Genomic DNA, 13,316 nt, shown 5'->3' with positions numbered 1-13,316 from the left:
CTTTTTGTATGAAATATTTTTTAGTAGTACTAGTCTGCTAGCGTCTTAGTTCATTTGTGATGGAATACAATGGATAGTAAACAGCACTTCAATTTACATTAAGAGGTGAGACATCATGTTTTCTGTTACAGAAATGCGTGATTTCGAAATGTTTTCATTGTCCCATATTGTTACATTCATTTTATTCTTAATAACTTTTTTCGCTTTAATTTATTACAGAAAGACACTTCAGCCATACAAAAAAACAATTAAATGGGTGCTTTTTAGTATGCTGCTTCTTAGTGAGGTTTCATTGCATATATGGTTAATACTAACAAATCAATGGGACGCGAGTGATCTTCCAATCCAACTTTGCTCCATAAGTACCTTTTTAGCACTGTTCTTATTCCTCAAAAAGAGCAATAAAGTGTTTAACTTGTTATTCTTTATTGGTATTTTTCCTCCTATTTTAAGTATGGTTACACCTGAGATTGGTTACCATTTTCCTCATTTCCGTTTCATAAAATATTTCCTTCATCATTCAGCAATTCCATTAGCCGTTTTGTATTTTATTCAATTTGAAGGCTACAGAGTTCCAAAGAAAGCCATTTTATATAGTTATGTATGTGTGAACATAATTGCCGTGCCAGTTTTTTTCTTAAACCAACAGCTTGACACGAACTTTTTCTATTTAGCGAGCCCAACCGATTCAAAAACAATATTATCATTTTTGGGCAGTGGAATCATGTATTATATTAATCTTGAAATCATTGCCATTTTTGTTTTTATTATTACGTATATTCCTATGGGAATATTGCAAAGAAAAGAAAATATGAGAAGAGAAAATGGATGAAAAGTGTTTTAGAACGAAAGTAAAAAAAGTACTAGAAATAGTTCTAGTACTTTTCTTTCTTACATTCCCCCAAAATCTAAATTGACACTATTCATTACGCACAGATCAACTTGCTAGTATATAACTTGTCCATTTTCTATTTGAAAAGTGAGAAGTGTTTAACATACCATTGAATAAAAATCTCTTAACTTTGACTTCTATTAATTCTGGACAATCTTGGTAATCTAAATTGTTCAACTGCCTCTTCCAGAGTTTCAGCGCCTTCGTTATGCTGTTCAGTTGATTCTAAAATACTGTCTCTGATTCTACTATCTCGGACCTTAATCCCTTGCTGACCACCTAATTCATCATTGTTTCTACCAGCAATTCCACTTCTTCCATTACCATCAGCAAATTGTGATCTATTATTTGCAGTTGAGCTATGGTCGACCGCTATTTGGCCTCCCTGGTTAGCATTTGCGCCAACATTTCTTAGAATCTGGCCACCACCTTCAGCTCTTTGTTCAATATTGTCACCAATATGAAAGTGGTATTCAACATTTATCTCAATTTTTTTTCCCAAAAAGATCATTCCTCCTTTTTCTTGATACAATAAACTATTCAATATTTTTAGTTTGGATTAGACAGATTGATAGAAAGTAGCCGATTTTTACATTTATTTAATAGAATTGAGATGGATCATTAGCGAAGTTAATATAGAGGGAGTATGCTTATATAGAAAATATGGTAGTATATGGATAAATGTAATCGTTTTTATAAGGAGAAAGTGTATGGACTTAATTGAAAATCAAAAAAGATTCTTTGAAAAATATAAGATAGATGAACAAGAATTTGGGCAGTATGCTTTAGGATGGACTAACTATATTGAAATATATCAGGATTACTTAGCTGAAATACCGAATCTTGAAACTGTCGCTTCATTTATATCAGAAATACTTCGGAAAAATCCTCAAATTCATACAGTGAAATCGAGAATAAAATATCCTGAGCATCTCATCGAAAAGATTATTCGAAAAACAATAAAAGGTAAAAAAAGCGACCCTTCATATGAAATAAATGTATCAAATTATAAGTCCGAAATAGGGGATTTAATTGGAATTAGAGCGCTCCATTTATACAAACATCAAGCTGCAGACATCGATCAAACGATTCGAATGAATTGGAACTTACATGAAAAAGCGACAATCTATCATCGTCTTGGGGATCTAACAAATGAACAATATATCGACCAAGAAAACTTTCAATTTTTAGTTCATGATGCCGGCTACAGGTCTTGGCATTATGTCATCAAATCACAAATGACAAAAGTGAACTATCTAGCAGAAATACAAGTACGAACTATTTTTGAAGAAGGGTGGAGCGAAATCGACCATCAGCTAAGATATCCATATGACTTGGATAATAAAATATTAAATGAACAGCTGTTAATCTTAAATAGGATTTCCGGTGGTGCTGATGAATTAGTAAATGCCATCCTTCACACGAAAATGAGTATCTATCAACAAGAACAAGAAAAAGAAAATCGCGACCGACAAATTAATGAGCTACTAAAAGAGATTACTGTTTTATCTGAAGAAGGGAAACTAAGTGCAGATGAAAAGGAGTCTTTAGAAGAAAAGCTAAAGAAATTAGAAGAGACTCAAGTGGAAACAGACTATAGTAAATTATATAATTATCGATCGATTGAGAGTTATTTGAATCCGAGGACAATGCCTTGTGATGATAATTGAGATAATGTACAACCCTCTTTTACAATGTAGAAGAGGGTTTATTTTTATTCCAATTAAAAGAAAGATCACAAAGAGATAGAATAAATATAGCAGCCTTCAACCATACTAAACTTGAATTACTTACATGGAGGTGCGCGAAATGACTTTCCAAAATCGTGGAGAAGGAAATCCTGAACATCATATTGACCCCAATAAATTACAAATCGTAGCAGTTCGAAAAAATGGTGATGGGGACATATCGGAAGTGAAGTTCCAAAATGGTGAAACAGCAACGATCGAACAAGCTATTGTCATGGCAGAGCAGGATTTGATTGAAGATGTAAACATTGGTACAACACGAGGACATCAACATAAAACGCTTCGTTCGTATCCTGATGGAGATCCGTCTAATAACTTGAGTAATTTACCGTCATTTTAAAGATAAAAGAGTCACGATTATACGTGGCTCTTTTTACGTTATGATGGATTACTTAGTTCGAAGCCAGGTTGACAAAATTAAAATCACATATATATTTTCTCCAAACAGAACTGAATAACATTTAAAATTTAGGCTCTGTTATTATTAATTATTGATTATAAATACATTAAGAATATGAAAAGAGAATAGTCTGTTCGGGAGTAATGGAATGGAAGGTGCGAAGACTCCTATGGGAGATGCGGGAAACTTGAGACCCTGGAGGCCAAGCAAGGTAGGCATGCTAAAATCACGACGTCCTGTCGTAACGCATGCATGATCCACATCGTGTGGACCCGAGGCTCAGGGTCACGCCCCATGGAAAGCGAAGTACCTGGAATGGAAATCAACATTCTTTTTTAACAGAGCCAAAATAGTGAATTATGTACAAAAAGACCCTGAAAACTAGTTTCAGGGTTCTTTCTATTTGCTTATTTTACTACTACTTTTGTTACTTTACTTACATTTCCTGCTTTATCTTTAGCAGTGAAGTATAGGATTGTACCAACTTTTTGTTTAGCAACTTTGAAAGTAAATAATCCTTTTTTATTGCTAATTGCTTTATAAACTTTCTTACCAACCTTTAATTGTACAGAAGAACCTACTTCTGCTTTTCCTACTAAACTAGTAGTAGTACTTGTTACTTTTGTTACCAATACAGGTGCAGTTGGAGCAGTTTTATCAACTACTTTTGTAGTTACTGTAGGGCTAGTATTGCCGCCTTTGTCTACTGATGTTACAGATAAAGTAGTTCCAGCTTTTAACGTTTTAGTTAATGTCACTGTGTATGTTCCTTTATAGTTAGCGTTTCCTGTGCCAACTACAGTTTTGCCAGATTTAACAGTTACTGTTGTACCTGCTTCTGCTTTTCCAGTAACTTTCATATCGTTGTCATCAACTTGATTAACTACAGGTTTTGTCGGCGGTATAACATCCTTAACCTTAACTTGTGCATTACTTACATTTAGTTTAGCGTCACTTGCAATCACATTAATTGTTGTTCCAGCTTTTTGAACTGGAATGTCTACTGTGAAGCTTCCTTCTGTAGAAGCAGTTGTTGTACCAATTACTTTTCCATTTGCCTGTACTTTAACTAAAGCATCAGCAAAAGCTTTACCTGTTACCTTTGTTGATTTGTTTGTCACTTCACCAACAACAGGAGTAGCCGGAGTTACTTCTGCAAGTTGAACTCTGCCTTCAACAGTTGAGCTAACTTGTCCTTTAAATGATTTGAAATAATTAACAAATCCATCTAAATCTACAATACTAGTCACACGGTTTTTCCCAGATTTCAGGACAGTAAAGCCGTCTCCACCATCAGCCATAAAGTTATTTACAGTGATTGAATATTCTTTAGTTGGATCGATTTTAGATCCATCTGGAAGATAGATATCAAGTATTTTCTTACCGTAATCGTTCTTATCCGTCCAAGTATAGTGAAGACCAGCGATTGCCATGATCTTGTTATAACTTGGAGGAGCATTGAATTGTTGATTTAATAAAGTTCTTACTTGCTCACCAGTAATCGTCATCGTAACTAAATCGTTACCGAATGGTTGAACTTTGAATAAATCTCCCCAAGTAATTGTTCCTTTTGGTAGTGGGTTACGAATACCACCAGCATTCATGAATGCAAAATCTGTGTTTGTTGTTGCTTTCATTCCGTCAGCAATAAAGTTTCCAAGTGCTGACTCACCACTTGTATTAGCTGCATTCGTTATTATATCTGCTGTTTCTCCCATTACTTGACTTGTAATTGGTTGGATATCAGCTTTATAACCATCAAGCTCAGCTTTAATTTTTGCATCAGGTGTAATTTTGCTATGTAGAGTATCAACAATCTCAGCCTTTGCTTCTACGATATCTTGTGTAGCAGGATCAATTGTTAATTCAACATCTGAGAATGCTGTTCCATAAGACCATGATTGTACTAGAAGCTTACCATTTACTTTTGCGTTTAAAAGTTTATGATCATGTGCACCAAAAATCACGTCAACTGATGCGTCTGTTGCATTCGCTATATCTACAACTCTACCAGATGCATTTGAACCGTCTGCTTGAGAAGAACCAGGATTATGTGCAAGAACGACAATTGACTTAACACCTTTATCCGTTAATTCTTTTGCATATTTGTTAATAGCCGCAACTTCATCCGTAAATTTAACACCTTCAACACCTTTTGGTGATACAATCGTTGGTGTGTTTCAGTTGTTACAACCCCAATAAAACCGATCTTAGCTCCACCAACTTCTTTTACTACATATGGAGGTAAAATAGGTTCATTTTTATCATCCACTACGTTTGCTACCACATAGTCCATTGTTGAACCAGTAAACTTGCCATATTTTGCTTCATATTTCTCAGTTTTTGGATTGCTTCCACCATAGATTAGACGCTTCATTTCAGCAACGCCTTCATCAAATTCATGGTTACCGATTGTGCCTACATCAAAGCCAAGTTCATTCATAAAACGAATCGTAGGCTCATCTTGTAATAATGCAGAAACAGGAGGACTTGCTCCAACAAGGTCACCAGCTTGAATCATTAGAGTATTAGCCGGGTTAGTAGCTTCTCTTTCTTTTAAGTATGCAGCTAAATACTCAATACCACCAGAGTAATCAACTACTTTACCAGTTGAATCCTTAATAGATCTCCAAGTATCAAGCTGACCATGATAGTCATTAATGCCTAATAATTGAACATGAATATCTCCGTTTGTATCCGCTTTCACAGATTGAGGGAAAATATTTAGAGGAGCCATTGTAATGGCTAGCGCAGCTACTAGTGAACCATTAAACAGTTTCCACTTAGTGTTTTTTGAATTCTTTCTAATCACACGTTTTCCACCTTTCGACAAAATATTTTGTATTGCAAGAATATTTTACTAGTATTAAAGCTAGATTAATAGACTTTTTTTAATTATTTTTTTGTAACATATTTATTTAGGTGGATATTGACTAAAGATTTAATTTTGCCATTATTTTAGAAACCTAAAGAAAAACACCCTTAAAAAGATAAGGGAGTTTTCCAATTATTACGCTTTAAAATTAAAATAATAAGCAGCATTTTCATAAGAAATTGCTTTTACCATGTTTCCAAGAAGTTCAAAGTCATCTGGAACTTCTCCTATCGAGTGCCATTCCCCGATTAGATCACATAATATTCGATGGAAATATTCATGCCGTGGATAGGATAGGAAGCTTCTTGAATCAGTTAGCATGCCAACAAAGTGATGTAATATACTATTTTCTGAGAGTGTCGTTAACTGTTTGCGGATGCCACTTCTTGTGTAATTAAACCACCTTGCTGAGACAAGTTGTAGTTTAGCCAAACTGTTTTTTTAATGGTAAGAAACTGTTTGTCAAAGAGGATAATTTTTGCGCCCAAAAAAATAATTAATTCTTTATCTATTTTATCTTTAGTCTGTGGAGTTATTTCATCGACATAAAAATGGATAGTTCCATCTTCATCATAAGTGATGGCGTTAATCCCAATTTGATGTAATTTATCATGTTCATAGTGTATTCCGTACATTTTAATATCTTGTTCCCTAAGGTGATTGAGCATCCAGTCAATAAGCAGATAAAGAATATAGATAAGAATATTTTCTTCATATTTTATTTCTCCAATGTTAATTAATGATAAACCATATTATTTTACAAATAAGTATATTTTATTAAAAATTTAATTAAAGGTAGGTGATTGTTCTTTGTATGAATGGCTAAAGGACTATCAAAGATTAGAAGAAGAAATAACCTATCTCGAATTCAACTTAGAACAATCAGAAAGAAAATTAAAAAGATGGGTAAGTGGTGATCTATCTTAAACTACAAGCAGAATCAGATGGAGCAAAGCTAGAGGAACGGAATGAAAGGATTAAAGCCAAGTTGTTAGAAAAAACTGAACAGAAGATTCAGCTAGTACGATTAGTTAGTACATTCAAGGGACTGGATCATAAGGTCTTGAAATTAAAATACATTGATGGTCTTTCTCTTGAAAAAACTGCTGAAAAATTAAATTATAGTTCAAGTCATATAAAAAAGAAGCATGCTGAATTAGTGAGGACTATAAAATTTATTGAGGAATTTAAAGTAATTGAACTAAAAAATTAATAAGGCATTGCTCTATAGCAATGCCATTTTAATTTTTTGTATTCTCCTTATAAGACTAACTAATATATATTAATTTATTGGTGGCTTGCCCATTGTACCCACAAATTAGAAACATCACTTGCAATAAGTTTATAGTCAGAAGCTTTATTCAGATTTAAGGGTTTACCATTTTTTGAAAATTTAATAACTGTCGTTGTGTTTCCAACACTAGCCCCAGCAATTACACTTTTTTGTGCTAAGGTTTCATCAGGGCTAACATTAACTGAAATAATTGGAGAAACATTTTCCGTTCCTATTTCCAAGTTTCCTGAACTATTGATTTTAACACTACGTATACCTACACTATGATGTGTACTATTAACGTGAAGATAAACACCCTTTGCCCCTAACCTAATCACACCACCACGTTGAATAACATCAGATTTAGTTACCTGCTTAGTTGAAAGTGCGTAACTGGAACCGTTTGCAGTTTCACGAGCAATAAAGAAAACTAAAATAAAACTACTAACTAATAAAAATAGTTTAAAAGATTTTTTACCAAGGTTGTATTTCATGAAGTAATCTCCTAGATTTATATTCGTAACAATATTATTAATTACAGTTATGATTGTAACACAATTGTAATAACATTAAAGAAATTTCAATAGTATTCTTGTGATATATTATACTGATTATTATTTCATCTTTAAATTCTTCTATGAATGGCATTAAATCCAACATCATTAGTTTAATAAAAATAGTTCACTTTAGATTCACTCCTAAAGTGAATTTAAACTATATACAAAATCATTTATTCTAATACCATAGAATTCTTTCAAAGAGGGCATATCACCAGATGATGTGCTCTTTTTGATTCTTAGAGGTGAGCTATGAAAATTGCGGATCACTTATCAAGCGAACAAAAAAAGCAGCTGAATTAAGTTATGTCACAAAAGAAAATGAAACATAAGAAATCTAAATAAGAAAAGGTTAATTAGAAAGAAATTATGGGTATGAATCGTGATATATATTCTAGAAGAAATGGAGCAATGAGAAGGAAATAATTTCCTTTTTGTCGAAACATTTCGACATAGGGGGTGAGGATATGAAAGATGAGGCAAGAGCAGGCATAGCTTATATCACCTTAAGGTTAGCTACTGGATCATCAAAGAGTGCTGTATATGATTACAGTATTGGTAAATTTATTACTATTGATGGAGAAGTAACTTCTAAAAGGGTAAATGTCTACGATTATAGTATTAAATGTCATATAAGTGGAAATGGAAACAACGATAAGTTCGATTTATTTCATTATGGAAATAATAAACACATCGAGTTAAAAAAACAGGGCAGTAATAAATTCAGTGGCTACGATTACGATGTGAATAACCATTTCGAGTGTACAGTCTCTGGAAATTCTGTTTCTGTTTATGATTATGAGAAGAAATCATTCTTTGAATATAGTTTTTGATGTCGGGAAGCCATTCACCTTGCGTGAGTGGTTTTTTATTTATGAAATGAGGTGGGATATGAAGAAACCATTAAAGCCTTGTAATAAATATGGGTGTAATCAACTTACTAGAGATAAGTATTGTGAAAGTCATAGACAGCTTCCAGAACAACGAAAGTCCTCAAACCAACGTGGATACAACTACAAGTGGCAGTTAGCTAGAGAGCGTTTCTTAAAGCAAAATCCTTTGTTTGTTCATTGTAAGAATGAAGGTAAGTATATATCTGCGACTGTGGTGGATCATATCATTCCGCATAAAGGTGACATGAAGTTGTTTTGGGACAGTAAGAACTGCCAGCCTTTGTGCAAGCATCCTCATGACGTAAAGACGGCCACAGAAGATGGAGGGTTCGGTAAGGGGTCGATTAGGTGATGATTGTCAGTTTATTTTTAATGCAGACATACTTGAAGATTTTTATGAATGGGCAAAAGAATTCAAGCATGCTGAAGGTGTTCTTGCAGGACAACCTATTTTGTTAACAGACTTTCAATTGTTCATTGTAGCTAACATTTTTTGTTTTATCAAAAAATCGAATGGTTCCCGTAGATTTCGTAAGGTTTACATTCAACTAGCCCGTAAAAATGCTAAATCACAATTGTTGGCTCTTATTGCAACCTATGAAACTTTTTTAAGTGATGAAAAACACCGTGTTTATAATGCCGGATGGTCCAAAGAACAATCTGAGGAAGTATAAAATGAAGTACTTGACCAAATTTAAAACACAGAAATACTCCAAAATACGTATAAAGATAGTTACGGTAAAGTTACTCGGTTAAAGACTAACTCTATAATTCAACCACTATCTAAAGAAACTAGAAAGTTAGGGGATGGAAAGAATCCGTCTGTAGGTATAATCGATGAATATCATGCCCATGAAACAAGTGAGATTTATGATGTAATACTTTCCGGGATGGTTGCACGTAAATCACCTTTGATGTTCGTAACTACTACAGCTGGGTTTGATATTTCAAGACCTTGTTTCAAAGAATACGAGTATGTAAGAAAAATTCTGGACCCGAATATTAATACCGAAAATGATGATTATTTTGCTCTAATATGTGAACTAGATGAAGGGGACGACATCAGAGATGAGCGAAATTGGATTAAAGCAAATCCAATTGTTGCTACATACGAAGAAGGGTTAGCCTCATTACGTTCTGACTTAAATACTGCACTTGAACAACCTAAAAAAATGCGAAGTTTCTTAACAAAAAACATGGATATATGGGTTGATAGAAAAGATAACGGCTATATGGACATGAAGAAGTGGAAGGATTGCGGTAGAAAAATTGACTGGGAAGAACTAAGGGGTATGGAAGTAACCGTTGGAACTGATTTCTCAGCAAAGATTGACTTGAGGATTATGCATTTATTAAGAAATACATTAAGGACAAAGAAAAAGAATATGAACTTTGGATAAAAGAGATTTGTTGTGATCCCTGGAATGCAACTCAGTTCATGCAAGATATGGAAGCAGATGGTTATACTGTTGTTGAGATACGACAAGGATTTCAAACACTCGGTGGGCCTACGAAAGATTTTAGAGAGCAAGTTTATCGATAAAAGTTAGAGCATGACAATAGTCCCGTACTAACGTAGGCAGTTGGTAATGCAATTACGAAGCAGGATGCCAATGAGAATATTATGCTCGATAAATTCCGTTGAAAGAATAGATCCTATTGCTTCAGCTATTAATGCACACGTAAGAGCAATGTTAAATATTAACACTAAAAGTGTCTATGAAGATAGAGGCTTTTTAATATTGTAATGTTTAATAGTATGAAAATAATGTTATTTTTGTATTTTGATAAAATTATTAAAATTATATTATTAATAGTATTGCAATTAAATTTTAATAGAATTATAATACAAAAGGTTTTAAAACATAGAAGGGGGAAAGTTTTTAGAAAGTACATTTGTTTAAAAAATTATAAAAATTGGGAGACATCATGAAAAAACATACTTTATACCATTATTTTATAAGATTAGTAGTATTACTTCTTATAATAAGTTCTTTACCTATTAATAGTTTTGCCAATGAATTATCACCAGGAGAAAAAAATCCAAGGATGATTTCTTCAAAAGATGCTAATGCAAAGGAAATTTCAACTGTTGAAGATAAAGTCAGTACCGACAACCTTAAAACAGGAGAAATTGTTGAGGAAAGAACTGCAAATACAAAAGTTTTTTATAATGGAAACGATACTTATACTAAACAAATCTATTTTGAGCCAATTCATATAAAAGAAAAAGGCGATACTAATTATGAAGAAATTTCTTCTGATTTAGTACTGGATAAACAAAATACTGATCTAATTGAAACAGAAAATACAAAGTTAAAATCTACTTTCCTATCAAAAATGGAAAATGGAAAATATGCAACTTTTGAAAATAATAATCACACTTTGGCATTTTCAATTCTTGAAGCTTCAGGTGATGATGTTGAAAGCATTCCTGTAAAGGATGCTGAAGCTACTTTCGAAACTGAAAATAATAAGGTTGTTCACAAAGATATTTTCCCACAAGTTGATTTAAGAAACTTAACATTCAATCAGAATACAAAAGAGGATATTATTTTAAATAGTTTAAATATGATTTGGAGAAAGTTGATAACGGTTACAACCTTGTAGTGGATGCTGATTCTAATTGGTTAAAAGATCCATCAAGAAAATTCCCAGTATTTATTGATCCTACTACATCTATTTCTATAACTACTGATACTTTTGTTTCAAGTGCTAATCCTAATACTAACTATTCTTCAACATCTAGTAAATGGGATGAAGCTTTACAAAAATGGGTATTAAATGTTGGATATTATAGTTCAACAACAGGAACAAATTATGCGTATTTAATCAATCCAATTTCAAGTATCTATGGTATGAATATTACAGCGGCTACATTCAATGCTTATGTAATGAAACACAATAATACTACCCCTAATGGACTGTGGTTAGACAGAACGGATGCTCCAATTAGTCCAAATTCAGTAACATGGAATACAAAACCAGCATCTACTAATATTGGACAAGTTGATGTATCTACAGGACAATGGGCAAGATATAATGTTACATCAACTGTTCAAAGTTGGGCTGATGGGACAAGAAGTAACTATGGCTTTAAACTACACACAAATGGAAATGCTGCAGATTTTTGGAAAAGAATACTATCATCAGCAAATGATACAAACAAACCATATTTATCTGTAGATTACACAATTCCTACACCATTTGAACCAGTAAGTACAGTATATTCAAATGGAGATGGAACAGGTGGTGTCGATTTAAGTTGGGGTAAAATTACTGGGGCAACGGGATACACAGTATGGTTTTTTAATGGAGTAGATTATGAAGCATTTGATATTCCAGATGGTAATACTACTACATGGTCTACAAGAAATAAAGGGATTTGGCCGAAGACTAACACAACAGAACCTACTCGCTATCTATTACATCATGATGGAAACGGTGCGGAGCTAGCAGAAAGTGCAGCACAAGTATATAAAAATTCTGGAGGTATTTATCCAGATACGGATCATTATTGGTTTAGAATTTCTGCGAAATACCCAGTAGGTGAAAGCAATATGTCGGATCCAAGTACACCATTAATCTCAGTAGATCCTGACACTTCATCTGATTTTGATGATTTGATAATTCAGAGATTTGAGGAAATTAATAATAAATATGCACTTGGAGAAGAAATGTCATTGGAAGATGAAAATTTTGTAAAGACATATGCTTCAGTAGCTCCACCAACTGATGGTTCAACTACTTCTGCTGTTTCAGCAAATGCTGATTCTTCTATTTCAACTTTTGCGACAGCTCAAACTTTAGATAGTGCTAGTAAATCATTTAATAGATCGATTACAAAGTATGGAGTATCTGTAAAATTTACTGGAACTCTTTATTCAGATCTTAATTGGTTAAACCATTCTTATCGTGGAAATGTTAAGGCTACTATTACTGCCGGAAGTTCAAAGGTAAAATCAATAAAAGTAGTAGTAACAAATGTTGCTTATGGCGCAATTGGGCAGAAAATCGGAATAGTTTATAATGGTTCAACATCTGCTACTACATCCTCAAAAACAACTTGTTCTATGGATAAAACTGTTAATTACAGTGGGGCTGGAGTTGTGTATACCTATACAAATGCTTATACTACTGTTAGTACAACAAGTGGATCATTTAATAAATATGCTTTTTAAGGAGATGGTAATATGATGAATTTTAGCTTTATTGGACTTCTAACATTTTTGATCATAGTTTTTTTAATAGTAATTTTAATAAAAAAATTATTAAAAAAATGATTGGGTTTAATTACACTTATTCATTTGATTTTAGGTGAAATAAAGTTTTTTCATAATTGTCATCGTTAGGATTTTTATTTTGGGGGGCTAGAGCCTCCCTTTTGTTTTATTGAATTAGATAAGATTTCTCAAATGTTTTGAGCAAGGAGAAAATCTATATTTTAGAAGAGTAAAGATTACATTTTTGTAGTCTTTTTTTATTATTTAAAAGGACTTGAAATTATGCGTGGCGTGGTGGGATTTTTGGGAAAAGCGTTCAACAATTATTCAGGTGATAGTTATGATGTATTTTCCAGCCCAGGAGTCACTCCTGGTACTGGCGTAGTTGTAAATGAGACAAATGCTCTTGAAACATTTAAACACATTTAATAATAACATAATTTACCAATCTTAAT

Annotated in this window: 12 protein-coding genes and 4 pseudogenes; 10 read left to right on the top strand and 6 right to left on the bottom strand. The window is 33.1% G+C overall.

Translation table 11 applies throughout. From position 1 onward, the window contains the following. Positions 1 to 115 precede the first annotated feature (115 nt). Positions 116 to 832, top strand: a complete 717-nt coding sequence (locus tag ABID96_RS14970; RefSeq protein WP_192602716.1) for a YwaF family protein — start codon at positions 116 to 118, stop codon at positions 830 to 832. Positions 833 to 1,016: 184 nt separating this feature from the next. On the opposite strand, the gene ABID96_RS14965 is transcribed toward ABID96_RS14970, so the two are convergent. Further along, entirely contained in the window at positions 1,017 to 1,394 is a 378-nt protein-coding gene (locus ABID96_RS14965) for a hypothetical protein (protein WP_192602715.1), read from the bottom strand. Positions 1,395 to 1,602: 208 nt separating this feature from the next. Here ABID96_RS14965 and ABID96_RS14960 point away from each other — a divergent pair, with 208 nt between their 5' ends. After that, positions 1,603 to 2,562, top strand: coding sequence for a RelA/SpoT domain-containing protein (locus tag ABID96_RS14960; RefSeq protein ID WP_192602714.1), 960 nt, complete (start codon positions 1,603 to 1,605; stop codon positions 2,560 to 2,562). 139 nt (positions 2,563 to 2,701) lie between these two features. Then, the gene (locus ABID96_RS14955) at positions 2,702 to 2,980 is read left to right on the top strand and encodes a DUF3892 domain-containing protein (protein WP_377896926.1); all 279 of its coding nucleotides are present in this window, start codon (positions 2,702 to 2,704) and stop codon (positions 2,978 to 2,980) included. Positions 2,981 to 3,447: 467 nt separating this feature from the next. On the opposite strand, the pseudogene ABID96_RS20830 reads toward ABID96_RS14955, so the two are convergent. The 4 genes and pseudogenes from ABID96_RS20830 to ABID96_RS14935 form a co-directional block, all read right to left on the bottom strand. After that, positions 3,448 to 3,927 (bottom strand): annotated as a pseudogene (locus ABID96_RS20830) (Ig-like domain-containing protein); the annotation flags it as partial. A gap of 45 nt (positions 3,928 to 3,972) precedes the next feature. After that, positions 3,973 to 5,777 (bottom strand): annotated as a pseudogene (locus ABID96_RS20825) (5'-nucleotidase C-terminal domain-containing protein); the annotation flags it as partial. A gap of 273 nt (positions 5,778 to 6,050) precedes the next feature. Beyond that, entirely contained in the window at positions 6,051 to 6,347 is a 297-nt protein-coding gene (locus tag ABID96_RS14940; RefSeq protein ID WP_192602712.1) for a glucuronate isomerase, read from the bottom strand. Next, entirely contained in the window at positions 6,278 to 6,550 is a 273-nt protein-coding gene (locus tag ABID96_RS14935; protein ID WP_192602711.1) for a hypothetical protein, read from the bottom strand. The genes ABID96_RS14940 and ABID96_RS14935 overlap by 70 nt, the downstream gene beginning before the upstream one ends. Before the next feature lie 175 nt (positions 6,551 to 6,725). Between ABID96_RS14935 and ABID96_RS14930 the strand changes: the two are divergent. Continuing rightward, positions 6,726 to 7,128: pseudogene (locus ABID96_RS14930) on the top strand (sigma-70 RNA polymerase sigma factor region 4 domain-containing protein). 74 nt (positions 7,129 to 7,202) lie between these two features. Here ABID96_RS14930 and ABID96_RS14925 read toward each other — a convergent pair. After that, positions 7,203 to 7,682 (bottom strand): hypothetical protein, encoded by a 480-nt coding sequence (locus ABID96_RS14925; protein ID WP_192602710.1) that lies wholly within the window; start codon positions 7,680 to 7,682, stop codon positions 7,203 to 7,205. 530 nt (positions 7,683 to 8,212) lie between these two features. Here ABID96_RS14925 and ABID96_RS14920 point away from each other — a divergent pair. The 6 genes and pseudogenes from ABID96_RS14920 (at position 8,213) to ABID96_RS14885 (ending at position 13,290) form a co-directional block, all read left to right on the top strand. Continuing rightward, a complete protein-coding gene (locus ABID96_RS14920) occupies positions 8,213 to 8,578 on the top strand; it encodes a hypothetical protein (protein ID WP_192602709.1) in 366 nt (121 codons plus the stop codon). A gap of 58 nt (positions 8,579 to 8,636) precedes the next feature. Continuing rightward, positions 8,637 to 8,990, top strand: a complete 354-nt coding sequence (locus ABID96_RS14915) for an HNH endonuclease (RefSeq protein ID WP_192602708.1) — start codon at positions 8,637 to 8,639, stop codon at positions 8,988 to 8,990. Beyond that, positions 8,989 to 10,386: pseudogene (locus ABID96_RS20820) on the top strand (terminase large subunit); the annotation flags it as partial. The gene ABID96_RS14915 and the pseudogene ABID96_RS20820, both read left to right, overlap by 2 nt. Positions 10,387 to 10,567: 181 nt before the next feature. Further along, positions 10,568 to 11,248 carry a hypothetical protein gene (locus ABID96_RS14895; RefSeq protein ID WP_192602707.1) on the top strand — a complete coding sequence of 227 codons (681 nt, stop codon included), beginning with the start codon at positions 10,568 to 10,570 and terminating at the stop codon, positions 11,246 to 11,248. After that, positions 11,215 to 12,819 carry a DNRLRE domain-containing protein gene (locus ABID96_RS14890; RefSeq protein ID WP_192602706.1) on the top strand — a complete coding sequence of 535 codons (1,605 nt, stop codon included), beginning with the start codon at positions 11,215 to 11,217 and terminating at the stop codon, positions 12,817 to 12,819. The genes ABID96_RS14895 and ABID96_RS14890 overlap by 34 nt, the downstream gene beginning before the upstream one ends. Before the next feature lie 345 nt (positions 12,820 to 13,164). Further along, entirely contained in the window at positions 13,165 to 13,290 is a 126-nt protein-coding gene (locus ABID96_RS14885; RefSeq protein ID WP_377896921.1) for a hypothetical protein, read from the top strand. Positions 13,291 to 13,316 lie beyond the last annotated feature (26 nt).

This window comes from Gottfriedia sp. OAE603, from assembly GCF_040543965.1.
Lineage (GTDB): Bacteria > Bacillota > Bacilli > Bacillales > Bacillaceae_G > Gottfriedia > Gottfriedia solisilvae.
This window is presented reverse-complemented; position numbering and strand designations above follow the sequence as displayed.